This window comes from Pseudomonas sp. LB3P14 (genome assembly GCF_054898045.1).
This window is the reverse complement of the sequence record NZ_CM142714.1, coordinates 3330001-3354955: the sequence shown is the minus strand read 5'-3', so window position 1 is coordinate 3354955 and position 24955 is coordinate 3330001. Positions and strand designations below refer to the sequence as shown.

Genomic DNA, 24955 nt, shown 5'->3' with positions numbered 1-24955 from the left:
CAGCGGGCTTTTTGTTAGTGATCGTTCCCACGCAGAGCGTGGGAACGATCTTCCTAGGCGGCAGGTTTACCGCTCAACCCCTTGATCAGCAAATCCACATTCCCTTCCAGCTCGGCCACTGGATCCGCCGCATCGACACTCAACACCACCAATCGACTCCCTGCCTCGGCAATCACCGCTTTCACCGCATCCGACGGCTGTCGATGATGCAACACCACCGCCACGTCATTGTCCTTGAGTGTCGCGCCCAGTTGCTTGAGCGCTTCAGGTGTCCACTCGGCATCCGGCCGCGCATCGAGGCCGATCAGCTCCAGGTTGAGGCCGCCAATCAGATAGCCTAAGTGATCACTCAGGCTCATCACGCTGAGGTTGTCGGCGCTGGCCAACCGCGCTTCGCTGTCGGCGCTGAACTTGAGCAAGCGTTGTTTAAGCGCCGCCAGGTTGGCCTCGATTTTCGGCTTGGCCTCGGGCGCCAGACGCACCAGGTCCGCCGCCATCACGTCCGCCATCCGCCCCATGTTGTTACTGGAAAACCACGGCTGACTGTTCAACCCATCGACCTTATTGCCAGGTTGCACGGCGATGCCGGGCAGGGCGCCATCCACCGGGCGCGCGGCATCGACCTCAACGATACGGATGTTGCTGCGTCGAGAGATCGTATACAGCGGGTCATCCGCCCACAACGAGCGCAGGCCGATCACCGCATCCGCGTCGGTCGCCAGTTTGGCCAGCGCCGGAGCCCCACGGCCTGTGAAGTACGCGGTCTGACGGCTGCCGGGCAGGTTGGCTGGCGCGGCACGTTCAAGGTTGACGTCAGTGCCTTTGAGCAAGACTTCACCCAGACCATAAGTGATCGGCAAGGACGCCAGCACGCGCAGCGGTTTGGCGCTGTCAACTGCAAAGGTTGTGTTCACCAGCCCGCACAAGGCCACTGCCAAGGTCAATTGACGCAAAGTAAATGACATTTATCCGAGATTCCCTTTCAGACTGGGGACAACGCCACGCGCAATGGCGGCGAGAGCGAAGGCGATACCGGCCACCAAAATGATCGCGGCGCCGGACGGAATAGGCAGATCGAAGACAATCGGCGCGAGGATCCCGCACAGCGTGCTGACCGTGGCGATCAGCACCGAGCACCAGAAAAAACCCTTGAGCGACTGGCTGAGCAAACGCGCCGCTGCCGCTGGAATCACCAACAGGGCACCGACCAGAATCGCGCCGATGACTTTCACCGCCGCCACGGTGATCAGGGTCACCAGAATCACAAACAGATAATCCAGTGTCTTCACCGCCACACCACGGACCGCCGCCAGTTGCGGATTGAAACTGGCCAGCATGATGCGGTTGTACAGCGGTAAGGCCAGCGCCATGACCAGCGAACCGACGATGGCCAATACCAACAGGTCATTGCCGTTGACGGTCAGCACCGAACCGAACAGCACGTTTTCGAGGATGTGCACGTTGATCTTGCCCGCCAGAATCAGCAGCAGACTGGCACCCAGCGCCAACGACACCGAGAGGAACACACCGATCAACGTGTCCGGCGCCAGACCCGTGCGGTTGCGCAGGTAGTTCAGCAAGATGCCAAACAACAAGCAGTAGCCGAACAGACTGCCGTAAGGCCCGGTGTAAGGTTCGCCCAGCAGAATGCCGATGGCCACACCGGTCAGCGCCGCGTGGCCTACCGCTTCGGAGAAAAACGCGAAGCGCTTGACCACCACCAACGTACCCAAACCGCCCAGCACCGGGCCGATCAGCAAGCCGGCGAGCAGCGCGTTGACCACAAATCCGTAGGCCAGCGCCTCGGGCAGATAACCCGAGGAGGCCCAACCCTGAACCATCAAACGAAAGGCTTCGTAACTCATCAGGCAGCGCTCCGAGGATGGGTCGAAAACAGGGTCAGCAGGCGTTCCGGGGTCAGCGCCTGTTTCGGCGTGGCATCGAACAGTACCCGGCGATTAAGCCCTGTGACGCGATCCGCCAATCGTCCAACCGCTTCCAGATCATGTTCGATCCACAGCACGGTGATCCCGCTCTGGCGCCAGTCGCCGAGCAGCCGTTCGAACACCTGAATACCGGCCTCGTCGAGCGCCGACATCGGTTCGTCGAGCACCAACAACTGCGGCGCCGGGATCAGGCCTTGAGCCAGCAATACCCGTTGCCGTTCACCGCCGGACAACGCACCCATGCGCCGCTTGCGTTTGTCCTGCATACCGACCCGTTCCAGGGCTTCGCCAATCGCGGCGGCGTAGTGCTTGCTCAACCCGAGAAACGCCGGACGCCGCTGGCACATCGCGGCCATGAAATCGTCGACGGTCATCGGCAAACCCCGATCAAATTCCAGGGCTTGAGGCACGTAGCCGATGGTTCCCGGTGTGCCGGGCCATTGCAGGCTCAGACGACCCTGATGCGGCATCTGCCCGAGCAGAGTCTTGATCAGCGAACTTTTGCCGCCACCGTTGGGGCCGACCAGCGCATGCACGCTGCCGGGCTGGACCTGGAACGTGACGTTGTCGAGGATCGTCGTGCGGCCCAACGTCAGGCTGACGTCGGCGAAATCGAGGGTCGGCCCCGAAATCTGTGGGAGCGACGGTGCGACGATTCGACCTGCTCGCGAATGCGGTGTGTCATTTAACGATGATGTTGACTGACTGGACGCCTTCGCGAGCAGGCTCGCTCCCACAGGGGATACGCTGATGGTTTCTTTGGCGGTCATTGGCCGGACTCCTGAATCGCCCGGACCACGGTGTTGAGGTTGCCGGTCATTTCCTTTTCGTACTTGTCGGCGGTGTATTCGCCATAGGAAATGTGCGACAACGGATACAGCTTCACCCCGGATTCACGCTGGATGGTCTCGACGTAGGTGGACGGGAAATCCATCTCCGAGAAGATCACCTTCACGTCCAGTTCCCGCAGTTGATCGATGGTCTTTTTCAGCTGACTCGGGCTCGGTTCGATGCCGTGGGCCGGTTCGACCACAGCGATCACTTCCAGGCCGAACTCGCGCAGCAAATAGTCATAAGCCGCGTGAACCGTGGCCACCCGCAGTTCGGCGTTCGGCGCCCGGGTCAGTTTCGCCAGGGCGTCGGCGCGCATCTGCCGCAGGCGCTTGCCATAGGCGCGGGCGTTCTGGGTGTAGGCCTTGGCGTTGGTCGGGTCGAGCTTGCCCAGTTCCCGGGCGATGTTGTTGACCTGGGCAATCGAGGCGCTGATCGACAGGAACGTGTGCGGGTTTACGACTTTGCCGGCGCCGCGAGCGGCGACGCCGGTGGCGGCCAGCAACGGTACGTTTTCGTTGGCTTCGATCACCGGGATGTTCGGGGTTTCGCTGGCGGCGATCATGCGGTCGGCGAAGTCGTCATGGCCGACGCCGTTGAGCACGATCACGTCCAGCCCGCTGATGCGCTTGATGTCTTCGGCGCGCGGCTCGTAGGCATGCGGGTTGAAACCGGCCGGAATCAACGGCACCACCTCGGCCTTGTCACCGACGATGTTCGCCACGTAGCTGTAATAAGGGTGCAGGGTGATGCCGATGCGCAGGCGCTTGGCCTCATCAGCATGGGCCATGGGTGGCAGCAGACAGGCAAACAGGCTGATCAGCAGCAGGCGCAAAAGCGGACGACGTTGAGATGAAATAGGCATGGGAAAGCGGTCTTCTCTCGGGTGAAGGCGAGGGTTCAGTGCCGGTGCTGGCGGGTCACGCCGGCATCGAATTGCGCGACGATCTGCTGCCAACCGGCGCTTTCGAGCGCGGCGTCGGTGAGATCGGTCGGGGCCGCGAGGGCTTTGCCGCGGTTGAGCCAGACGTCCGGAGCATCGTCGACAGCGGTCAAGCGCATCAAAAACGAACCCGCCACGGTGGGCGTCTGGCTCTGGCCGAAGTAAGCCTTGGCGTCGAGCAATTGCCAGGCATGAGCGCCACGGCTGACGGAACTGGCGTCCTGGGCAAACGGCGCAAAACCTTCATCGGCGAGGGCTGCGGGGGCGGGGAGCGCCTGTTGCTCCTGACGCAGCAGGTGAATTTCATCGAGCGTCACCCGCAGGTCGGCGTAGATGCCTTGCTCGGACGCGCTCAAGTCACGGCGGGCATCCAGTTGATGGCTGCCAACGCTGCTGACTACCTGAGACTCACCGCGCCAGGCGACCACCGAGCCGGCAACCGTCAGGATCATCAGGCACAACAGCAACACATAGAGGGTTTCATGGCCGGCACCGGCCGGGCGGACGACGTGCGTGGTTGGCGTACTCATGGGGCTTCGATGTCCGCTTGGTCGATCTCAACGACGTGGCCAGGGCCTGCGTCGAACAGCACGTAGAACTCGGCGCCGGGCTTCTTGAAGGTCAGGGTTGAATCGGCACCGAGCTTGCCCGGCACCAGGATGGTTTCGTCGTAGCCGATCACATCCAGGGTCACGCCCGGCGCGCCGCTGCCGTCGGAGAAACCGCCGGTGCATTTGATCTGCTCGGCGTCGATGGCTTTGCATTCGCACATCGGGTTGTGGGCCAGGGCGCTGGCGCTGAAACCGGCACAGAGCACCAGCAGTGCGGCGCTGAGAGGACGTATAACGTTGATCATGGTTTGCCTCCTTGTTGGTTCAGCCAGGCGAGGGTGGCCGGGGATGCCTGACTCAGGGGGACAGATGCCTGATGCATGGCGCCGTCCCAGCCTTCCATGGTGATCCACAGCTCGGCGTCGGCTTTGGTCTTCTCGGGGATCGGCAGCATCGCGCCCATGAGGTACGGCGTGCCGAAGAAAATCACCCCGGCCGCGCGCAGGCTGCGTGGTTTGCCAATGCGCAGGTAAGTCGCCTTGACCTGATCGCGACAGCGGTCGCACAGCGCCGCGTTGAAGCTCTTCATGAAGCCGGCCGGGCCATCGAGGGTCGGTGCATCGTTACGCAACTCGGCCAGACGCAGGCTCCAGGGGCCCACCTGAACCTCGCCGATTTCCCGCTCACCCAGGCCGGTGTCACCGCGAAACAGCGCGGCGTCGGCGAAGTATTTGGGCATGAACCCCAACGGCACCAGCAACAGCAGAACGTTGATGTGGAAGCGCCATTTGTGCCAGAAACGGCTCAGTGTCGACCCCGGTTTTTCTGCGGCGAACAGGCTCATTGGCTGATCTCCGTGGTTTCACGGCGGGTGGCCGGAACGGTCTGACTGCGTGGGCGTTTGTTGCTGCGTTTGAGGGCGTTGGCCGTGGCCAGGGCGGTGCGCTTGGTCCAGATCAACAGGCCGCTGAGGACCATCATGCTGAGGATCAGGCCGAAGAGGAACCAGATCAGTTTGATCCAGATCCCGCCGAAATCGCCGGTGTGCAGCGGACGCATGGATTCGGTCACCAACTCCAGGCCGGAGCGGTCCGACAACAAGCGGGTGGCGGCGATGTCGCCGGTATACGGGTTGATGTCGGCCGTCTGGAACATCAGCGGATACGAACTGCGTCCGCCCACCGAGAGATAGCTATAGGCATTGGCGGGCAGGCTGACGAAGCTGTCGTCCAGGCCGGGAATACCTTCCTTGGCTTCGCGAATGGCGGTCTCCAGGCTGATCATCGGCGCAGGCGAACCGTCGGCCGTCAGCGGGACACTTTCGCGCGGAACCACGGCAGCCACCGGCGCGGTGGAAATTGAAATCTGGTTATCGAACATGAACGCCTGAATCAGGAACCAGGTGCTGGTGACGGAAATTACCGCGATGAACCAGATCGACCAGATGCCACTGAGGCGATGAAAGTCGCCCCAGAAAATCCGTGCGCCGTGACGAATGCGCAAAGTCGGGCGGAAGAAACCTTTCCAGAAGCGCTTGTAGACCACCAGCCCGGTGACCAACGAAGCCAGCAATGGCAGGCTGAGAAACGACACCAGGTACCAGCCCCAGCTGTAGCCATTGGTAAACGGCACCAGCCACCAGCCATGCAGTGCGCGGGTAAACGCCTTGAAATTGAATTGTGGGGCAGTGCCCTGAATGACGCCGCTGTAGGGATTGACGTAAACCGTCACGGAGCGACCGTCGGGGTAGCTGACGTCAACGTCGAGGGCGAAGTGTGATTCATCGGGCCGGCTGATGGCCTCGACCAGGGTATTGGGCTCAGCCTTCTTGATAGCGGCGATGATCTGGTCATAGCTGAGCAGCGGCGCATCGTCCGAGGGTTGGCTGGCGCGCATTTGCGGGTTGGCCAGCCAGACGATTTCCTGGCTGACCACCGCCAGGGTGCCGGTTACGCAGACGATCAGCACGAAAAACCAGATCGGAAGCGCCAGCCAGCTATGGACCAGAAACCAGAGTCTTGAACGGGATTTCTTCGACATGAGTAAAGGTCTTGTTTCGATGAGAGGGCCGCCGCTAAGGGCTTCCCAGCGTTGAGGTCCATGAAAGGCCGGGCCGTGGCTTTTGCCTGCGCGGGCGACTGCATCTAAATAAGACGGATGAGCATCGAAAATCCCGAAGGGGGATGTGAAAGAAAATGTTTCGTGATATCGATTGGCTGGTTTCTGTAGGAGCAAAGCTTGCTCGCGATTGCTTTCTGTCATTCAACATTGATGTTGACTGGGCTACCGCTATCGCGAGCAAGCTTTGCTCCTACAGAGTCATGAGCGTTGTGTACTTGCGCCGATCCAACACGAAACCTGGCGGCATGAGCCGCCAGCTTAGCAGTGGGGTGCAGCGATCAGAGCAGGAAACCCAGCACTTCAGCGAGCAGCAGTTCGGGGGCTTCTTCGGCGATGTAATGGCCGGCGGGCAGCGCCTTGCCACGCACGTCAGTGGCGACGTGTTGCCATTCCTTGAGCGGTTCGAAACAGCGCCCGACCGTGCCTTCTGCACCCCATAGAACCAGCAACGGCAGATTCAAATGACGGCTGGCTGCGATATCGGCGCGGTCATGCTCCAGATCCGTGCTGGCGCTGGCGCGATAGTCCTCGCAGATACCGCGCGCGGTGCCCGATAGTTTCAGGCAGCGCAGGTACTCAGCGAATGCTTCAGGCGTGAACGGTTTGAGCCCGGCGCTGCGACTGCCCATCACGCTGCGCAGATAAGATTCTGGATCAGCTTCAATCAATGTTTCCGGCAACGGTGCCGGGCGGATCAGGAAGAACCAGTGCCAGTAGGCGCGGGCAAAGGCTTCGTTGGTTTGCGCGTACATCGACAGGGTGGGCGCGATGTCGAGCAGCACCATGCGTTGCACGGCAGCGGGATGATCGAGGGCCAGCCGATGGGCAACGCGGGCGCCACGGTCGTGGGCCAGCACCGAGAACTGTTCGAAGCCCAGGGACTTCATCAGCTCGACGCTGTCCCGAGCCATTTCGCGTTTGGAATAGTGAGTGTGGTGATCGTTGGCCGGCGGTTTTCCACTGTCGCCGTAACCGCGCAGGTCGGCGGCAATGACGGTGAAGTGCTCGGCCAGTTGTTCGGCGATCTTGTGCCAGATGACGTGGGTTTGCGGGTGACCGTGCAGCAATAACAAACCCGGCCCGCTGCCGCCGATGCGGTAGGCAATGTCTACACCGTTGACGTGGCGCTGGTCTTTCAGGAATCCGGCGAACATGGGTGACTCCTTTTAATAGATGCCAGCATCCTGAAATCGTTGAGTCCTTACGACAAGGCGCAAAGCGTGGTGCGCTTGTTCATGAAGTGTGTAGAACCAAGATCGTTCCCACGCTCTGCGTGGGAATGCCTCAATGGACGCTCTGCGTCCGCTTTGGGACGCGGAGCGTCCCGGGCTGCATTCCCACGCAGAGCGTGGGAACGATCATTGGGTTCAACCCTTTTGAAACATCTCCTTCGCCCGCTGCTCAATCTGCTCCTGCGTCAGATCTTCCTTGCGCGTGGCCAGAAACCACAGATGCCCATAGGGATCCTTCAAGGTCCCCGAGCGGTCGCCATAAAACTGATCCTTGACCTCGGACACCACCGTGCCACCCGCCGCAATCGCCTGTTTATAAGACGCGTCCACATCGTTCACGTACAGATGCAGGCCCACGGACGGCGACGTGTCCGGATTGCTCAAAGGGCCCTGATCGCAAGGCGTGCCGAGCATGATCGGGCAATCGCCGATGCGCAGTTCGGCATGCCCGATGCCGCCATCGGGCATGGACAGGCGCATGACTTCGGTGGCACCAAAGGCTTTCTTGTAGAACTCGATGGCTTCGGCCGCTTTTTGAATGCCCAGATACGGGGTGATGCTGTGATACCCCTCTGGAATGGGTTTGACGCTCATGATGGTTCTCCCTGTTCTTGTCGTGAGTGAAAAGGTGTTCCTTCGCCGATTTCCGGTCGAACAACTATAGGTCAGCGTTTTTCGCTCGACCGAACCCCCGACGAGCAGCAGTCACTGTTCAGCCATCAACAGCGAAGCAGCAGATTGCTCGGGTTTCTCATCGAAAACACCTTTGAAAGGCCCTGAACTCCCCGAAAACATTGGTTCGGACGGTCAGGCACAGAAGCTGCAATACCCTCCGGTAAACATTGGTACCGAGAGACTTGTATGCCTGAATCTGCCGTTTATCGGATCAACCCTCCGGCCGCCCATCGGATCACCGACGAAGCCGAAGCCCTGCGTGTGGCTAAACGTGTCGCCGCGATCTTGCTGGAGCAAGACGCCGAGCGCGATCGCACGCGTCAGGTGCCCGCCGAGATCGTCGATTTGTATTCCAACAGCGGTTTGTGGGGCATTAGCGTGCCGAAAGCATTTGGCGGCGCGCAGGTGTCCTACGCGGTGCTGGCGCAGGTCATCGCGATCATCTCGGCGGCCGATCCGTCCCTTGGGCAAATCCCGCAAAACCATTACTGCCTGCTGGAAGACATTCGCCTGCAAGGCACGCCTGAGCAGCAAGCGCACTTCTTCGGGCTGGCGCTGCAAGGTCACCGCTTTGCCAATGCCTTGTCGGAAACCGGCGGCAAGAACGTGCAGGATATTCAGGCGACCCTGCGCCGTTACGGCGACGGCCATGTGATCAACGGTCGCAAGGGTTATTGCACCGGTTCGCTCTATGCCCACTGGCTGGCGGTGCTGGCGCTGGACGAAGAGCAGAAGGGCCAGTTGGCCTTTGTCGAGCGCGGAACCAAAGGGCTGGTGATCGTCGACGACTGGGACAGCATCGGTCAGCGCACCACCTCCAGCGGCACGGTGCTGGCTGAGGACCTGCACGTCTCGGCGTTCAATCTGTTCCCGACGTATCGCTCTTATGAAACACCCACCCTGGCGGGCCCGTTTGCGCAGTTGACCACCGCGGCCATTGACGCCGGCATCGCCCGTGCGGCCCTGCGCGACACCATCACATTTGTTCAGAAATTCGCTCGGCCGTGGATCGATGCGGGTGTGGAAAAGGCCAGTGAAGATCCGCTGACCATCATTCAGGTCGGCGGCCTGGAGATTCGTCTGGAAGCGGCCGAAGCCTTGCTGGAACGCGCCGGTTGGGCGCTGGATGCCGCACGTTCGGCACCTGACGAAGACAACGTCGCGCAAGCCTCATTGGCCGTCGCCAAAGCTAAAGTGCTGACCACCGAAATCGCCATCGAAGCCAGCAACAAGCTCTTCGAACTCGGCGGCACCCGCTCGACCCTGAGGAAGCACAACTTCGACCTTCATTGGCGCAACGCCCGGGTCCATACCCTGCATGACCCGGTACGCTGGAAATACCACGTGGTCGGCAACTGGCTGCTCAATGGCGTCAAACCCCCGCGTCACGACTGGTCCTGACCATGGCCGAGTGGCTGAAAAACATCTATTGGGCCGACATCGCCCAGGCCTGTCTCGACACTCTGAGCATGCTCGGTGCCGCCCTCGGTTTTACCGTGCTGCTGGGGCTGCCGCTGGGCGTGGTGCTGTTCCTCACCGGCAAGCGCCAATTGCATGAAGCGGTCGGGATTTATCGGGTGCTGTCGGTGATCGTGAACATGCTGCGCTCGCTGCCGTTCATCATTTTGCTGATCGTGCTGATTCCCCTGACCACGTTGCTGGTGGGCACCTCCCTCGGCGTGCCGGGGACTATCCCGCCACTGGTGGTGGGTTGCACGCCGTTCTTCGCGCGCCTGGTCGAAACCGCCTTGCGCGAAGTCGATCGCGGGGTCGTGGAAGCGACTCAGGCCATGGGCGGCACCACCTGGCAGATCATCCGCCACACCTTGTTGCCCGAAGCCCGGGGAGGGCTGCTGGCGGCGGTCACGGTGACCGCGATTGTGCTGGTGGATTACACGGCGATGGCCGGGGTGATCGGCGGCGGTGGCCTTGGCGACCTGGCGATCCGCTACGGCTATCAGCGTTTTCAGACTGACGTGATGGTGGTCACCGTGGTGCTGTTGCTGATCCTGGTCCAGGCCCTGCAAGTGACGGGCGACCGATTGGTTGCGCGCTACAGCCGACGATAGACATTCGATTCAAACATTAAAAAACGGCCCAACGTCCGCCCCACGACGGCCACTCAATCTGCCTAGGAGCACAGCATGAAAAAGACCCTGGCCATTCTGGCTGCCGTCCTGTCGTTCAACGTTCACGCCAACGAAAAACTCATCGTCGGCGCCACCCCGGTGCCGCACGCGGAGATCCTCGAATTCGTCAAGCCGACCCTGGCCAAGGAAGGCGTGGACCTGGACATCAAGGTCTTCACCGACTTCATCCAGCCCAACCAGCAATTGGCCTTGAAGAACCTCGATGCCAACTATTACCAGTACCGACCGTTTCTCGATGACTACAACAAGACCCGCCATACCGATCTGGTGCCGGTGGTCGGCGTGCACATCGAACCGTTTGGCGCTTACTCGACCAAAATCAAAAACATCGCCGAGCTGAAGGATGGCGCCACGGTGTCGATTCCCAACGATCCGGTGAACACCGGGCGCGCACTGGTGCTGCTACACGAAGCCGGCCTGATCAAACTCAAGGACCCGAGTAACACCCTGGCCACTCAGCGCGACATCATCGAAAACCCCAAGCACCTGAAAATTCGTGAACTGGAAGGTGCGCTGCTGGCGCGTTCGGTGAGCCAGGTGGACCTGGCGTTTGTCTTCGCCAACTACGCCCTGGAAGCGGGAATCGACACCAACAGCGCGTTGATCGTCGAGAAGGGCAAGAGTTTGTACATCGAGTTTCTAGTGGCGCGGCCGGACAACATCAATGATCCAGGCTTGCAGAAACTGGCCAAGGCTTTGAATTCCGATGAGGTTCGGCAGTTCATTTTGACCCGCTACAAAGGGCAGATTGCGCCGGGGTTCTAAACTTCGGTCGGCCTTGAAGACGCCTTCGCGGGCAAGTCACGCTCCCACAGGTTTTGCGTCGTTTGTAATAATTGCGAACAACACAGAACCTGTGGGAGCGTGGCTTGCCCGCGAAGGCCGCGCCGCTATTTCGGGTCAGTTCCCGATTCCAGCAGCTGCGCCCCGGGCCCTCGCTCCCCCAACACATCGCCAAAATTGCGCAACGGACACGCCTCCATCGACAGACACCCACACCCAATGCAGCCATTGAGCCGGTCCCGCAGCAGCACGAGTTGATTGATCCGCTCATCCAGATCCCGACTCCACTGCGCCGACAACACCTTCCAGTCCGCCGCCGTCGGGGCGCGGTTATCCGGCAGGGACTTGAGCGCCTCGCCAATCTCCGCCAATGGAATTCCCAGCCGCTGGGCCACTTTGATCAACGCCACCCGCCGCAACACTTCCCGTGGATAACGCCGCTGGTTGCCTTGGTTGCGATTGCTTTTGATCAAACCCTTGGACTCGTAAAAGTGCAGCGCCGTGACCGCGACGCCGCTGCGCGCAGCCAATTGGCCGACGGTGAGTTCCTTGTGCAAGTTTTCCGAGGTGATCATTTAAAAAATGCCCCTTGACCTCTAGTTAACTCAAGGTTTTACCCTGCAAGCCTTCGGATCGCAAGATCCGGCTTACACGTAAGTGGGGACTATTCATGCAAGCGTCAGAGAAAAATCGCAGCTTCACCCAACTGATCGAATTCGAGATCGAACCCCATCAACAGCCCGCGCTGGTGTCGGCCTTGACGAAACAGACCGAGCGCCTCGCCCAGGGCTACAGCGGTTTTCTGAGTGCCAGCATCCAGGCCAGCGACGATGGCCGGCGGGTGCTCAACTACCTGCAATGGCAAACACGAGAGGCGGGAGAAGCCGCGTTTCAAAACTTTGAAAGCGGCGAGCAGGATTTCTGGCAGCTGATCCGCGCCCATCAGGCGAAAACCGTGACCTTCGGCTCGTTCCAGGTGCTGCACAGCCTGGAACGCAGCCACGACAACGCGCTGCACTGCAATCTGGTGGGTTAGATCGACAGCTGCATGACACGCTCGCCCTGGAGATTTTCCGTGGGCCGGCGCTTGTTCACCGCCAGCTCGCCGATCTTGATCAGTCGTGTGCGCGTTACGTTGCGGCTCAACCCCAGCAGCGCAGCGGTGTGCACCTGGTTGTAATGGCTGAATCGATAGGCCGCCCGCAGCAAAGCGTCTTCGACTTTCTCGTGCAGCGCGCCGGCCTGTTCTTCGAAGAGCTTTTGAAAGGCCCGATCGAGCAGGGCTTCCGGTGAGTCGTCGACGTTGCTGTGGTAATCGTCCTGACGCTCGATGCGCATGTTCGACAAGCGCAAGTCGTCGCGTTCGATCACACCGTTACGGCAGATCAGCAGGGTGTGGTGAATGACGTTTTCCAGTTCGCGGATGTTGCCCGGCCAACTGTAGCTGCGCAGTTTCAGTTCGGCTTCTTTGCTGATGGTGATGGTGCCGTAACCGAGGCGCTGGCTGTAGGCTTCGACGAAGTGTCGGGTCAGCGGCAGGATGTCGCCGGGGCGGTCGCGCAGCGGACTCAACTCCAGGCTGACCACGTCGAGGCGGTAGTACAGATCCTCGCGGAAATGCCCGGCGTTGATGGCTTTCTCCAGTTGCACATTGGTCGCGGCCAGCACGCGCACGTTGATGGGAATGCTCTTGCGCGAACCCAGTCGCACCACTTCGCGCTCCTGCAACACCCGCAACAATTTGACCTGAATCGCCATCGGCAAATCGCCGATTTCATCGAGGAACAACGTGCCGCCGTCAGCCTCTTCGAACCAGCCGGCCTTGGCGCTCAGCGCACCGGTAAAGGCGCCTTTTTCATGGCCGAACAACTCGGCCTCCACCAGGGATTCAGAGAACGCGCCGCAGTTCACCGCCACAAATGGCCGGTTGCGGCGGGCGCTGAGGTTGTGGATATGCCGCGCCACCAGTTCCTTGCCGGTGCCGGTTTCACCGATGATCAGTACGCTGGCTTCACTGGGTGCGACTTGTTGAATGTGGGCGAGCAAGGCTTGGGATTTAGGGTCTTCGAACACCTGCGCCGTGGCGCGGATCGAGGTGGCCAGGGCGGGTGAGGGCGGTAAGGTCAGCAGTTGCATGGGCAGGCTCCATGAATAAGGCTATGAATAGAAAGTCGGGATCGGCAGGGACTGGTTCAACGCCCAGTCACCCAGTTCATGGAGTTTGTAATCCACTGGGTCGTGCAGGGTTTGCGTGCGCAGGTTGCGCCAATGGCGGTCCAGTCGCAGTGAGGCATGAGTCGAACGGGCGCCGGTCACTTCAAACAATCGGCTACAGAGTTCCAGACCGTTGCGAGTGGCAGCTACCTTGGCCGTGGCAATGGCGGTAGCGAGGTGCCCGCGTTCTTCGGCGCTGAGGTTCGGGCCTTTGGCCCAGGCCTTGTCGAGCAACCCGGCAGCGCGCTCGACCAGCAGTCGAACACTTTCGAGGGCCACCCAAAACTCACCGTAGTGGCTAAGTACATAAGGGTCCTGACGCACATCCTGAGCGCTGGATTTGTGCCATGGACGGGTTTCGGTGAGGGTGTATTGCCGCGCTTCTTCGAAGGCACCTTCGGCAATGCCGAGGAACATGTGCGTGAACGTCAGCTGGGCAATCAACGGCCGAAGGCAGGCGAATGGCGTACTCAGCGGACCCGGATCGAGCAGCAACTCCGACTCTTCGACCCGCACCCGTTCGAACGTCGCGCTGCCGCTGTCGGTCTGGCGCTGGCCCATGTTGTTCCAGTCGTTGTGCAAGGTGATGCCGCTGCGACCGCTGGGAATCGCGGCGATCAACAGCTTGCCGCCAGCGCTTTCATCCACCGCCGAGGCGATCAGCATTTGCGAATCGCTGGCGCCGGAGCAGAAGCTTTTCTTGCCGGAAAACTCACGCCAGCCCCCGAGGTTTTTCACCACGGTGCGGGTGTCCAGCGGGTTGAGGGCGTTGCCCCAGAACCAGTTCTTGCGAGCCGTCTGTTCGAACCACGGCTGCCACTGCTCGGGCCGGGCGAACAGGCGCACGGTGGCGAGCATCAGGTGATGGAAGCCGAAGACATGGGCAATCGAGCTGTCGACCTTGGCGAACTCGCGCACGATGGTCAGGGTGTCACTCCAGCTGGCGCCGAGGCCGCCATACTGGGTGGGAATGCTTAACGCGAGCAGACCGCTGTGGCGCAAGGCGTCACGTTCAGCTTTGGGCGTACCGCCACGTTCATCGCGCTCTACAGCGGTCAGGGCAAACTCGGCGGCCAATCGGCGGGCGGTCTGCAAGGGGGACAACAGGGCGCTTTGCGGCTTGGCAGTCACGCGGGGTTCCTTCTTTCTGGCGACATACGCTGATCGTTCCCACGCTCTGCGTGGTAATGCCTCTAGGGACGCTCTGCGTCCAGTGACGCGGAGCGTCACGGGCTGCATTCCTTTGCTGCGCGTGGGAACGATCAGCACAGGGTTTCTGGGTCAGGCCGAGGCTTTAGCCGGGAGCACATCATTGGCGATCATTTCGCCAAACGGCCCGGTGAGATTAGTGACGCCGCGCCCCGCCAGGCTGGCGTACGGCTCAGGCAACAGCGGGAACACCAACTCGGCAAAGCGATAAGCTTCCTCGAGGTGCGGATAGCCGGAGAAGATGAAACTCTCGATCCCCAGGTCCGCGTACTCCTTGATTCGCGCCGCCACTTGCTGCGGATCGCCCACCAGCGCCGTCCCGGCACCACCGCGCACCAGGCCGACGCCGGCCCACAGGTTGGGGGAGATTTCCAGGTTGTCGCGACGCCCGTCATGCAACGCTGCCATGCGCCGCTGACCTTCTGAATCGAAACGCGAGAACGACTTCTGCGCTGCCGCGATGGTCTCGTCGCTGATGTGCTCGATGAGTTTATCCGCGGCTTTCCAGGCTTCTTCAGCGGTCTCGCGGACGATCACGTGCAAGCGAATTCCGAACTTCACCGTGCGACCGTTTCGCGCTGCACGCTCACGCACATCGGCCAGTTTTTCCGCCACGGCGGCCGGTGGTTCGCCCCACGTCAGATAGACATCAACCTGCTCGGCGGCCAGTTCATGGGCGGCTTCGGAAGAGCCGCCGAAGTACAGCGGTGGATAGGGTTTCTGCACCGGCGGATACAGCGCCTTGGCGTTCTGTACTTGCAGGTGTTTGCCTTCGAAATCCACTGATTCGCCTTGCAGCACCCGGCGCCAGATTTTCAGGAATTCGTCGGTGACTTCGTAGCGTTCGCTGTGATCGAGGAAGATACCGTCGCCACGGTTTTCATCCGGGTCGCCGCCAGTGACCACGTTGATCAGCAAGCGGCCATTGGACAGTCGATCCAGCGTAGCGGCCATGCGCGCCGAGACCGTCGGCGAGATAATTCCCGGCCGGATCGCCACCAGATAACGCAGGCGTTCGGTCAGCGGCACCAGCGCCGAAGCAATGACCCACGAATCTTCGCAAGAGCGTCCGGTTGGGATCAGTACACCGTGGTAGCCGAGGCTGTCGGCAGCCTGGGCCACTTGTTTCAGGTAGTTGAGTGTCACCGGGCGTGCGCCCTGAGTGGTGCCCAGGTAATGGCCGTCGCCGTGAGTCGGCAGAAACCAGAAAACATCCATGAAGAAATCCTTAAGCGATTTTCAGCAGATTTTTGGGGTGCACGCCGAACAACGGCGCGGCGCGTTCTGCAGCTAGGCGTATGCGGGCCTTCAAGGGCTCACTGGTTATTTGGTAATTGGAGAAGTCGGCTTCGGTGGCATAGACGCCAATGGGCAACGTCAGGGCCTGGAAGAAACTGAACAGCGGTCGCAACTGGTGATCGAGCACCAGTGCATGACGCTCGCTGCCACCGGTGGCGGCCAGCAATACCGGCGTGTCGATCAGCGCGTTGAGGTCGATCAGGTCGAACAAGTGCTTGAGCAGTCCAGGGTAGGAACCGCGATAAACCGGCGCAGCGACGATCAGCAGGTCGGCGTTCTCGATCGCGTGCAGTTCGGCTTCGATCTCGGCGCTCAATTCCTGACGGGACAGCGCGGCGCCCAACGGTCGGGCGATGTCACCCAGTTCAATCAGCTTGCTTTCAATCGGTAATTGCTCGGCCAGCTGCGCCAACAGCGCCTGAGTCAGCACCAACGTGCGAGACGGACGCCAGGTACCGCCGGAGAGGGCAACGACTTTCAATGGACGCGACATGAATCAGTTCCTTTTTAAACAGTTGCTCAGGGAGCAGTGAGTAGTCACTAACTTTGAGCAAGAGCTGTACCAATCCCTCGGAGCCCCGATTCACGGGGCTTTCAGCGCGTTGGCCGGTAGATGCTGTTCGATTAGCAGAGCTGTTTGTTGAATGACTGTTGCCTGGCGAACAGTTGCCTGGGCAACAGTGCAGTGAAGCGATGGAGTTGTTATAAAGGCTCTGTGTTATTCCGTAAAAGACCATAAATTAATATTTATAGATCGTTTGGAGATATGAAGCGGTCTGGCTGAGCAGCGTTAGTTAAAGTCGATAGCCACTATCGAGAACGTTGATTTCTGCTGATCGGATGCCCGGCGTAGCCTGTGTTCATTGCCCCGAACCCAGCTGTCAGGACGTCACAATGAAACCTCTAATCGCTACTTTCTTGCTGCTTGCAGTCTCCGTTCTCGCCGGATGTGCTAGCCATGTTTCTCCGGAATTACGGCCCTACACCGCCGAAGAAACCAAGGAACTGGCGCTTGAGGCCTTGAATCGTCGCGGTCTGTCTTTCGAGGAGTACCACGCGAAGAAAGCCGAATTGCTCGGCCAACCGCAAAAGTCGGTCAGTTTCGACAAACAAGGCGAAATGAACGCGGAACGTGCTGTACAGCTTCACGGTCGTCCTAGCTGAGACTGTACTGGTCGAAGTTTTACGTAACTGTCCATGGGTTTCCCTCAAGGCGTGCGATAGGGTCAACACCTGACTGACCTGATGGACCGCTGCCATGACGCTCTCGCTCGATTTGCTGCTGGGCTTCGCCCTGTTTGCTCTCGTCACCTCGATTACTCCCGGGCCCAACAACACAATGTTGCTGGCATCGGGTGTGAACTTCGGCTTTAACCGCACCATTCCCCATATGCTTGGCATCACCTGCGGCTTCTTCGTGCTGGTGGTGGCGGTAGGTTTCGGCTTGGGCGCAGTGTTTCAAACCTATCCTTTGCTCTACAGCGTTCTGCGTTACGTCGGCGCGGCGTATTTGTTGTATCTGGCGTGGAAAATCGCGCACTCCGGGCCGGTCTCCGAGAGCGAAAAGGGCGAGAGCAAGCCGATCAGTTACTTGGGCGCGGCGGCTTTTCAGTGGGTCAATCCCAAGGCCTGGATCATGGCCATCGGTGCCATCGGTGCCATCAGCACCTACACGCCAATGCAAGGCTACTTCACCAACGTGATCGTGATAGGGGCTGTGTTCGCCGTGATCAATCTGCCGAGCGTCGGTGTCTGGGCAGGTTGCGGCACATTGTTGCGCAACGTGCTGAAGGATCGCCGCTGGTTGCGATTGTTCAATTGGGGCATGGCCTTGCTGCTGGTGGCTTCGCTGTATCCGTTGTTGCTCGATAGCTTTAGCTGACGCATTGCTTCAACCGGTTGGCCGATGCCTGTTAAGCTCGACTTCAGGAGCGTTCCTACGCACTTTTAAATGAAGTTGTTCTTCTTTAACGGCCTCCGATCAGGTATTTCTAACGCTCTGAACGATCGGCGCAGCTCACGAGGTTGCGCTTTGACGTTTCAGTGACGAGCTTCCTGATCCCGGAACACGCTCTGCGAGTCTTTTATGAATAAACGTCCGTTGTATTTCGACTACGCCGCCACTACGCCGGTGGATGAGCGAGTCATCAAGGTGATGGTCGAGTGTCTGGGTTTTACCGGCAATTTCGGCAATCCAGCGTCCAGCTCCCATGCGTTCGGTCAACAGGCCCGGCAATCGGTCGAGCAGGCACGGCAACAGGTCGCGGAACTGGTCGGCGCTCAGGCGCAACAGATCGTCTGGACCTCCGGCGCCACCGAATCGAACAACCTTGCCCTTAAGGGCGTGGCCCAGGCCCGCGGCGTTTCTGGCGGCCACATCATCACCAGCCAGATCGAACACAAAGCGATTCTCGACACGGCGAAGCAGTTGCAGGACGCCGGTGTTGCGGTGACTTATCTGGTGCCTGACGCCGAGGGTTTGATTACCCCGCAAGCGGTCAGCGAAGCGATGCGTGAAGACACCTTTCTGGTGTCGCTGATGCTGGTCAACAACGAGCTGGGCACCCTCAACGACATCCCGGCCATCGGTCAGGTAGTGCGTGATCGCGATGCGTTGTTCCATGTCGACGCGGCCCAGGGCGCGGGCAAAGTGGCGATCGATCTGGCCAAGTGGTCGGTGGATCTGATGTCCTTTTCCGCCCACAAACTCTATGGCCCCAAAGGCATCGGCGCGTTGTATGTCGGGCCTCGCGCGCAACAGCGCTTGCAGGCGCAGATCCACGGCGGCGGTCACGAGGGCGGTTTGCGTTCCGGGACCCTGGCGACTCACCAGATCGCCGCCATGGGCGTGGCCTTCGCCTTGGCAGCCGCCGCGTTCGAGGAAGAAAAAGCCACGATCGTGCGGCTCCGCGAACGCTTGCTCGAGCAACTGCTGAGCATCCCCGGGGTTCGGCTCAATGGCAGCCCGACCCATCGCATTCCCCATACCCTGAGCCTGACCTTCAACGAAGGCGAGTTCAATTCCGCGGCGCTGAGTAGCTCGATCGCGTTTTCTGCGACCTCGGCCTGCAACTCCGCCAGCAATGCTCCCTCCCATGTGCTGCTGGCCCTGGGGCACGACGCCCGCTCGGCGAGTCGCACCATTCGCTTGAGCCTGGGCCGGTTCACCACCGAGCAGGACATCGACCAAGCGGTACACCTGATTAAAGCGGCCTGCGCCAGTGCTCCGGCATTTTGGCAATAAGGTCTGAAAGTGCCGGCGTTGATCGGCACTCAACAATAATGATGAAGTGATTAGCAGGAGACATGATGAGTACGCAGCCTTCGATCAATGGATCGGTACCCCAACGCCTGGCGCAAACCCGCGAACTGATGAGCCGGGAGGGCATTCACGCTCTGCTGGTGCCGTCGGCCGACCCGCATCTTTCGGAATACCTGCCGGGTTACTGGCAAGGACGGCAATGGTTGTCGGGCTTCCATGGCTCGGTCGGCACGCTGATCGTTACGCCGGACTTTGCCGGTGTCTGGGCCGATAGCCGTTATTGGGAACAAGCGACCAAGGAACTCAAGGGCAGCGGTATCGAATTGGTCAAACTGCAACCGGGTCAACCCGGCCCGCTGGACTGGCTGGCCGAGCAAACCCCCGAAGGCGGCGTCGTCGCGGTAGATGGTGCAGTGATGGCCGTGGCTTCGGCGCGTACGTTGGGTGGCAAACTCGAAGAACGCGGCGCACGTCTGCGCACCGACATCGACGTGTTGAGCGAAGTCTGGAGCGACCGTCCGACGCTGCCGAATGAACCGATCTATCAACACCTGCCGCCTCAGGCGACTGTCAGCCGCGGCGAGAAACTGGCCAAGCTGCGTGAGGTTTTGAAAGGTCGCGGTGCCGACTGGCACTTCATCGCCACCCTCGATGACATTGCCTGGCTGTTCAACTTGCGCGGCGGCGATGTGTCGTTCAACCCGGTGTTTGTTTCCTTTGCCTTGATCAGCCAGCAGCAGGCAACCCTGTTCGTGGCGCTGAGCAAGGTCGATGCCGAGCTGCGCGCAGTCCTCGAACAGGACGGCGTGACCCTGCGCGACTACAGCGAAGTGGCCGCCGCCTTGCGCGCCGTACCGAGCGGGGCGAGTCTGCAAGTCGATCCGGCGCGCGTCACCGCCGGGTTGCTGGATAACCTGGACAGCGGCGTGAAGCTGGTCGAAGGCCTGAACCCGACGACGTTGGCCAAGTCGCAAAAAAGCCTGGCCGATGCCGAGCACATTCGTCAGGCCATGGAGCAGGACGGCGCGGCGTTATGCGAATTCTTCACTTGGCTGGACACAGCGTTGGGTCGTGAGCGCATCACTGAACTGACCATCGACGAACACCTGACGGCAGCGCGTACCCGACGTCCGGGATATGTATCGCTGAGCTTCAACACCATTGCCGCGTTCAACGCCAATGGCGCAATGCCGCACTACCACGCCACCGAAGAAGAACATGCGGTGATCGAAGGTGATGGTCTGTTGTTGATCGACTCCGGCGGCCAGTACCTGGGCGGCACCACCGATATCACCCGGATGGTGCCGGTCGGTACGCCCACCGATGAGCAGAAGCGCGATTGCACGCGGGTACTCAAAGGCGTGATTGCGCTGTCCCGTGCGCAATTCCCGAAAGGCATTCTGTCGCCGCTGCTCGATTCGATTGCCCGCGCGCCGATCTGGGCTGAAAGCGTTGATTACGGTCATGGCACCGGTCATGGCGTCGGCTACTTCCTCAACGTGCACGAGGGCCCGCAGGTCATCGCCTACCAAGCCGCCGCCGCGCCACACACTGCAATGCAGCCGGGCATGATCACCTCCATCGAGCCAGGCACTTACCGTCCGGGACGCTGGGGTGTGCGGATCGAGAACCTGGTGTTGAACCGCGAGGCGGGCAAAAGCGAATTCGGTGAGTTCCTGAAGTTTGAAACCCTGACGTTGTGCCCGATCGACACTCGTTGCCTGGAGCCGTCGTTGCTGACGGATGACGAAAAACAGTGGTTCAACGCCTACCACGCCGAGGTGCGCGAGCGCTTGAGCCCGTTGCTCGACGGTGCAGCTCTTGAGTGGTTGAACACCCGCACTGCGGCTATTTGATCGGTTGGAGTTCAGGCGCTTCATAGAGCGCCTGGCTCATGTGGTCGACGAGATTTAACGCAGGGCTTCAAGGACGAAGTCCAGGCGATCCTGACCGAAGAACAGCTGATTATCGACAAACATGCTCGGGGCACCAAATACGCCCCGTTGCACTGCTTTCTCTGTGTTGTCCTTGAGAGCGGCTTTGACTTCCTCATCGGCAGTCAGGGCCAGCACCTCATTTGGATCAAAACCATGCTGTGTCAGGACTGACGCGACAATCGCCGGATCATCGAGGTCGCGGCCTTCAACCCAAAGTGCGTGAAACAGGCAATCGATGAACAGCTGAAAGCGTTCTGGATGGCGCAACTGCATGCCGGTGATGGCGCGCATCAGCATCAGAGTGTTGATAGGAAAGTGCGGTTGGAACTTCAGCGGCACGCCGTAGCGCTTGGCATAGCGGTCCAGGTCCTGAAACATGTAACGGCCCTTGGCCGGTATGGTTGCCGGTGAAGCGTTGCCGGTGGCTTTGAAGACCCCGCCCAGCAACATCGGCTTGTAGATCAGCTGGCTGTCGGTCTGCTCGCAGATCTTCGGCAGTTGGGTATAAGCCAGGTAGGTGGCGGGGCTGCCGAGGTCGAAATAGAACTCTACGGTTTTGCTCATGGTCGATGCGCTCTGCTTATTATTTTAGGGGTGGGTTTACCAGCGTTCGCTCCAGGGACGCAGGTCCAGCTCGAAGGTCCATGCGTCACGGGGCTGGCTGTGCAGGTACCAATAGTTCTCGGCGATGTGCTCAGGATTGAGAATGCCGTCCTGTTCCTTGGTCGCGTACTTCTCGGGGAAACTCTCGCGGATAAAATCGGTATCGATGGCACCGTCGACTACGACGTGGGCGACGTGAATGTTCATCGGTCCCAGTTCTCGAGCCATGCTTTGCGCCAGGGCGCGAATCCCGTGCTTGGCGCCGGCAAAAGCCGCAAACCCCGCGGCTCCACGCATGCCTGCGGTGGCACCGGTGAACAAGATAGTGCCCCGTTGACGCTTGGCCATGCGCTTGGCCACTTCACGAGCGTTGAGAAAACCTGAGAAACAGGCCATTTCCCAAATCTTGAAATATTTGCGCGCGGTTTCTTCGAGAATGCTGCAAGGCACATTGGCGCCGATGTTGAAAACGAACGCTTCGATTGGGCCAATCTGGCTTTCGATCTGCTCGACCAACGCAATCACGTCCTCTTCCTTGCGCGCATCACAGGCAAAACCGTGGGCTTCTCCGCCATCGGCCTTGATGGCATCCACCAGCGGCTGGAGTTTGTCCGCGCTGCGGCGGGTGACACACGCCACAAATCCTTCCTGCGCAAAGCGTTTTGCAATGGCGCCGCCAGTGGCATCCCCTGCGCCTACAACCAGTACGACCTTCTTGTTATTCATGGGTAGATCCCTTTGCTAAACGATCGTTAACTGAACGAACGTTATGCTACGATTCGGCAAGCGTCAAGGCGATCAATCCTGAGGGCAAGGCAATGCGTTACTCGGCCAATCACAAACTGGAAACCAAAGAGAAACTACTTGAAAGCAGTGCGGTGTCGGCCAAGAAGTCAGGTTTTTCAACGGTAGGTGTCGACGGTTTGATGAAGGCGATCGGCTTGAGTGGCGGGGCTTTCTACAGTCACTTTTCATCGAAGGATGAGCTGTTCGCCTCGATCGTCGAGCGTGAGCTGTGCCAAAGCCTGGAGCGTTTAGGGGCGGACCAGAATCGTGACAAGCTCGAGCGCTGCCTGAAACACTACCTGAGCATGGCCCATGTGGAGCACCCGGAATCCGGTTGTGCTTTGCCGGTATTGGGGGCTGAGATTGCCCGTTCAGACGTGATGATTCGTCAGCAGGCGGAGCACTGGATTTGTCGGCTTCAGGAGAGTTGGGCGCAGGTTCTGGAAAGCGACAGCCTGGCATGGGCGATTCTGTCGCAATGTATCGGTGCGATGGTCGTGGCACGAATGCTGGCCACTCCAGACATCCAGCGCGCGGTGCTGAAGTCCAGTTACGATGAGATTGGCCGCCAGATTGCAGGTCCACGAACCTGACAAGGCGGCATCAACCTATTTGCAGATGACGATCATGCTGCGGCTGGTATAGCCGGCAGGGTTGAGGCCGAACGGGTAATCGCCTGGTTCCTCCACGGCGTCCCCCGATTTGGCGATGACCTTGTAACCTTTGGGTGCGCACGAGTTGGCAGCGCTGGTGTAGCACTTGTCCCAGGATGACGAGAGCCCGGAACAGTTGATATGCAGACCTTTCTTGCCGTGTTTTACCTGGGTTTTCGATGTCGCCGCGCAGCCCGCAACCGCAAGTACGGCGATCAGTATCAAAATTCGTTTCATTGCTGTCCTTATAGCGTCCCGGATCTTTGCGCCCGGGTCTGGCTGCATTCGCTTTCGCTTCAAGCGTTCTGATATCCCTATCTGAAAAATCCATGTCTGACACTGGGTTACGGGCCTAAACATGGCCTAATTGCGCGGCAAATACCAGACCCTCGTCAAATCCTGTCTCAATCTGCAGCGACTGCAGGCTTGGCCGCGCTCCCCATCGTCATGGTCGCGCCTATGGAAGCCAGAATGATGCACATGATGGCCATCCATTGTGACAGTGACAGGTACTCATGGAGAAACAACAGGCCTGACAGTGCGCCGATCGCAGGTTCAATGCTCATCAACGTGCCGAAGGTCCGGGTTGGGATTCGGGTGAGGGCGATCATCTCCAGCGTGTAGGGCACGGCGGTGGACAGAATGGCGACAGCGATCGCCACGGGGATCAGTGACGGAGTGAGCAGCGCAGCGCCAGCATGGACAATGCCGATAGGAGCTACAAATAGTGCCGCAATCATCACCCCCAGTGCCGCGGTCTGCACGCCATTGTCGGCGCCGGCCTTTTGGCCGAACAGAATGTACAGCGCCCAGCAGACACCCGCGCCCAATGCATAACCGGCGCCTACCAGATCGATTCCCGCAGTCGTTTCTCCCGTAGGTATTAACAGCATTAAACCGATGGCGGCCAGGGCGATCCACAAAAAGTCGATCGCGCGACGTGACGCAAAGATGGCTACCGCCAGTGGGCCGGTGAATTCCAGTGCAACCGCGATCCCCAGGGGGACGGTTTGCAAAGACATATAGAAGAGGAAGTTCATGCCGCCTAACGCCATCCCGTAGACGATGACAGTGCGCAGGGATTTTGCGGTGAGCTTCGCTCGCCAGGGGCGCAGTATCAGCATCATGATCACGCTGGCGAAGATCAGTCGTAGGGTGGTGGTCCCTTGCGCGCCGATAATGGGGAACATACTTTTAGCAAGGGAGGCTCCCGACTGGATCGATGCCATGGCTATCAATAGCAGGCCAACCGAAAACAGAGTCGAGGCAAGGCTGCGGCGCTGGTCATTCATTGCGTGGCATCGTCCGAAGTAGAAAGCGAGAGTGTTGTTGGGCAATATACTGCGCATTCGTTGCGGGTGCGTCTATATATAGCAGCGATTTTGAACATCCTTATAGAAAAGCGTAATTAGGTCTTGACGGCAGATTCTGGAAGTCTATAATTCGCCCCACTTCCGGCGCAGTCGAAACGGAAAACTCCTTGGTAAACAATGAGTTACGCAGTTTTCGCCAGCGGTTACGCTTCAGGTCATCGAAGCCAGAAGGAGTTGAAAGAGCAGGGTTGTTTGGCTCTTTTAACGATTCGATCTTCTCGGTCGAAAGCGGTGTAAAAGAGGTGTTGACAGCAGCGAGTAACGCTGTAGAATTCGCCTCCCGCTAACGAGAGATCGGAAGCGCAAGTGGTTGAAGTTACAAAGGAAACTTTGAAAACTTCGAAAAATAACCGCTTGACAGCAACAGAGGCTGCTGTAGAATGCGCG

28 protein-coding genes are annotated in these 24955 nt (G+C 59.7%); 9 read left to right on the top strand and 19 right to left on the bottom strand.

Features of this window, described 5'->3' with window-relative positions; genetic code table 11:
- Positions 1-53 precede the first annotated feature (53 nt).
- The 10 genes from ACYZT5_RS15575 to ACYZT5_RS15530 form a co-directional block, all read right to left on the bottom strand.
- Entirely contained in the window at positions 54-965 is a 912-nt protein-coding gene (locus ACYZT5_RS15575; RefSeq protein WP_462051875.1) for a metal ABC transporter substrate-binding protein, read from the bottom strand.
- On the bottom strand, positions 966-1865 hold the full coding sequence (locus ACYZT5_RS15570; RefSeq protein ID WP_003226663.1) for a metal ABC transporter permease: 900 nt from the start codon (positions 1863-1865) through the stop codon (positions 966-968).
- The gene (locus ACYZT5_RS15565; protein ID WP_462051874.1) at positions 1865-2716 is read right to left on the bottom strand and encodes a metal ABC transporter ATP-binding protein; all 852 of its coding nucleotides are present in this window, start codon (positions 2714-2716) and stop codon (positions 1865-1867) included. The genes ACYZT5_RS15570 and ACYZT5_RS15565 overlap by 1 nt, the downstream gene beginning before the upstream one ends.
- Positions 2713-3642: a metal ABC transporter substrate-binding protein gene (locus ACYZT5_RS15560; RefSeq protein ID WP_462051873.1), complete on the bottom strand. Its 930-nt coding sequence runs from the start codon at positions 3640-3642 to the stop codon at positions 2713-2715. The genes ACYZT5_RS15565 and ACYZT5_RS15560 overlap by 4 nt, the downstream gene beginning before the upstream one ends.
- Before the next feature lie 35 nt (positions 3643-3677).
- Positions 3678-4250, bottom strand: a complete 573-nt coding sequence (locus ACYZT5_RS15555; RefSeq protein ID WP_462051872.1) for a DUF6162 family protein — start codon at positions 4248-4250, stop codon at positions 3678-3680.
- The gene (locus tag ACYZT5_RS15550; protein WP_429510747.1) at positions 4247-4576 is read right to left on the bottom strand and encodes a hypothetical protein; all 330 of its coding nucleotides are present in this window, start codon (positions 4574-4576) and stop codon (positions 4247-4249) included. Before ACYZT5_RS15550 ends, ACYZT5_RS15555 begins: the two co-directional genes overlap by 4 nt.
- On the bottom strand, positions 4573-5115 hold the full coding sequence (locus tag ACYZT5_RS15545; RefSeq protein WP_462051871.1) for a thiamine pyrophosphate-binding protein: 543 nt from the start codon (positions 5113-5115) through the stop codon (positions 4573-4575). The genes ACYZT5_RS15550 and ACYZT5_RS15545 overlap by 4 nt, the downstream gene beginning before the upstream one ends.
- Positions 5112-6311, bottom strand: a complete 1200-nt coding sequence (locus ACYZT5_RS15540) for a PepSY-associated TM helix domain-containing protein (protein ID WP_462051870.1) — start codon at positions 6309-6311, stop codon at positions 5112-5114. Before ACYZT5_RS15540 ends, ACYZT5_RS15545 begins: the two co-directional genes overlap by 4 nt.
- Positions 6312-6670: 359 nt before the next feature.
- On the bottom strand, positions 6671-7546 hold the full coding sequence (locus ACYZT5_RS15535) for an alpha/beta fold hydrolase (RefSeq protein ID WP_462051869.1): 876 nt from the start codon (positions 7544-7546) through the stop codon (positions 6671-6673).
- Positions 7547-7759: 213 nt separating this feature from the next.
- Positions 7760-8218 (bottom strand): VOC family protein, encoded by a 459-nt coding sequence (locus ACYZT5_RS15530; protein WP_462051868.1) that lies wholly within the window; start codon positions 8216-8218, stop codon positions 7760-7762.
- A 267-nt stretch (positions 8219-8485) separates the two neighbouring features.
- Between ACYZT5_RS15530 and ACYZT5_RS15525 the strand changes: the two genes are divergently transcribed.
- The 3 genes from ACYZT5_RS15525 (at position 8486) to ACYZT5_RS15515 (ending at position 11214) form a co-directional block, all read left to right on the top strand.
- A complete protein-coding gene (locus ACYZT5_RS15525; protein ID WP_462051867.1) occupies positions 8486-9700 on the top strand; it encodes an SfnB family sulfur acquisition oxidoreductase in 1215 nt (404 codons plus the stop codon).
- Positions 9701-9702: 2 nt separating this feature from the next.
- Positions 9703-10368 carry a methionine ABC transporter permease gene (locus ACYZT5_RS15520; RefSeq protein WP_462051866.1) on the top strand — a complete coding sequence of 222 codons (666 nt, stop codon included), beginning with the start codon at positions 9703-9705 and terminating at the stop codon, positions 10366-10368.
- 75 nt (positions 10369-10443) lie between these two features.
- Positions 10444-11214 (top strand): MetQ/NlpA family ABC transporter substrate-binding protein, encoded by a 771-nt coding sequence (locus tag ACYZT5_RS15515; RefSeq protein WP_462051865.1) that lies wholly within the window; start codon positions 10444-10446, stop codon positions 11212-11214.
- A 125-nt stretch (positions 11215-11339) separates the two neighbouring features.
- Here the strand turns inward: ACYZT5_RS15515 and soxR are convergent, their stop codons facing one another.
- Positions 11340-11807 (bottom strand): redox-sensitive transcriptional activator SoxR, encoded by a 468-nt coding sequence (gene soxR / locus ACYZT5_RS15510; RefSeq protein WP_462051864.1) that lies wholly within the window; start codon positions 11805-11807, stop codon positions 11340-11342.
- A gap of 95 nt (positions 11808-11902) precedes the next feature.
- Between soxR and ACYZT5_RS15505 the strand changes: the two genes are divergently transcribed.
- Positions 11903-12268, top strand: coding sequence for an antibiotic biosynthesis monooxygenase (locus tag ACYZT5_RS15505; protein ID WP_462051863.1), 366 nt, complete (start codon positions 11903-11905; stop codon positions 12266-12268).
- Here the strand turns inward: ACYZT5_RS15505 and ACYZT5_RS15500 are convergent.
- From ACYZT5_RS15500 to msuE, 4 genes are all read right to left on the bottom strand, one after another.
- Positions 12265-13368 carry a sigma-54 interaction domain-containing protein gene (locus ACYZT5_RS15500; RefSeq protein ID WP_201182558.1) on the bottom strand — a complete coding sequence of 368 codons (1104 nt, stop codon included), beginning with the start codon at positions 13366-13368 and terminating at the stop codon, positions 12265-12267. The two genes, ACYZT5_RS15505 and ACYZT5_RS15500, sit on opposite strands and share 4 nt — an antisense overlap.
- Before the next feature lie 21 nt (positions 13369-13389).
- Positions 13390-14577, bottom strand: coding sequence for an acyl-CoA dehydrogenase family protein (locus tag ACYZT5_RS15495; protein WP_462051862.1), 1188 nt, complete (start codon positions 14575-14577; stop codon positions 13390-13392).
- A gap of 150 nt (positions 14578-14727) precedes the next feature.
- Positions 14728-15873, bottom strand: coding sequence for an FMNH2-dependent alkanesulfonate monooxygenase (gene ssuD, locus ACYZT5_RS15490; protein ID WP_101206980.1), 1146 nt, complete (start codon positions 15871-15873; stop codon positions 14728-14730).
- A gap of 10 nt (positions 15874-15883) precedes the next feature.
- Positions 15884-16447 (bottom strand): FMN reductase, encoded by a 564-nt coding sequence (msuE, locus tag ACYZT5_RS15485; RefSeq protein ID WP_462051861.1) that lies wholly within the window; start codon positions 16445-16447, stop codon positions 15884-15886.
- Positions 16448-16848: 401 nt separating this feature from the next.
- On the opposite strand from msuE, the gene ACYZT5_RS15480 reads away from it, so the two are divergent.
- The 4 genes from ACYZT5_RS15480 (at position 16849) to ACYZT5_RS15465 (ending at position 21072) form a co-directional block, all read left to right on the top strand.
- Positions 16849-17118 carry a hypothetical protein gene (locus ACYZT5_RS15480; RefSeq protein ID WP_462051860.1) on the top strand — a complete coding sequence of 90 codons (270 nt, stop codon included), beginning with the start codon at positions 16849-16851 and terminating at the stop codon, positions 17116-17118.
- 94 nt (positions 17119-17212) lie between these two features.
- Positions 17213-17836, top strand: a complete 624-nt coding sequence (locus ACYZT5_RS15475) for a LysE family translocator (RefSeq protein ID WP_462051859.1) — start codon at positions 17213-17215, stop codon at positions 17834-17836.
- A 204-nt stretch (positions 17837-18040) separates the two neighbouring features.
- On the top strand, positions 18041-19198 hold the full coding sequence (locus ACYZT5_RS15470; protein WP_462051858.1) for a cysteine desulfurase family protein: 1158 nt from the start codon (positions 18041-18043) through the stop codon (positions 19196-19198).
- 65 nt (positions 19199-19263) lie between these two features.
- Positions 19264-21072, top strand: a complete 1809-nt coding sequence (locus ACYZT5_RS15465) for an aminopeptidase P family protein (RefSeq protein ID WP_462051857.1) — start codon at positions 19264-19266, stop codon at positions 21070-21072.
- Positions 21073-21126: 54 nt separating this feature from the next.
- Here ACYZT5_RS15465 and ACYZT5_RS15460 read toward each other — a convergent pair whose 3' ends face one another.
- Positions 21127-21717: a 2-hydroxychromene-2-carboxylate isomerase gene (locus ACYZT5_RS15460; protein WP_462051856.1), complete on the bottom strand. Its 591-nt coding sequence runs from the start codon at positions 21715-21717 to the stop codon at positions 21127-21129.
- A 36-nt stretch (positions 21718-21753) separates the two neighbouring features.
- Complete coding sequence (locus tag ACYZT5_RS15455; RefSeq protein ID WP_462051855.1) at positions 21754-22482, bottom strand: SDR family oxidoreductase; 729 nt, start codon at positions 22480-22482, stop codon at positions 21754-21756.
- Positions 22483-22574: 92 nt separating this feature from the next.
- Between ACYZT5_RS15455 and ACYZT5_RS15450 the strand changes: the two genes are divergently transcribed.
- Complete coding sequence (locus tag ACYZT5_RS15450) at positions 22575-23135, top strand: TetR/AcrR family transcriptional regulator (protein WP_462051854.1); 561 nt, start codon at positions 22575-22577, stop codon at positions 23133-23135.
- A gap of 15 nt (positions 23136-23150) precedes the next feature.
- Here the strand turns inward: ACYZT5_RS15450 and ACYZT5_RS15445 are convergent, their stop codons facing one another.
- Both ACYZT5_RS15445 and rhtA read right to left on the bottom strand, forming a co-directional pair.
- Positions 23151-23432: a hypothetical protein gene (locus ACYZT5_RS15445; RefSeq protein WP_041069802.1), complete on the bottom strand. Its 282-nt coding sequence runs from the start codon at positions 23430-23432 to the stop codon at positions 23151-23153.
- Positions 23433-23599: 167 nt separating this feature from the next.
- Positions 23600-24487, bottom strand: coding sequence for a threonine/homoserine exporter RhtA (gene rhtA, locus ACYZT5_RS15440; RefSeq protein WP_462051853.1), 888 nt, complete (start codon positions 24485-24487; stop codon positions 23600-23602).
- Positions 24488-24955: the final 468 nt, after the last annotated feature.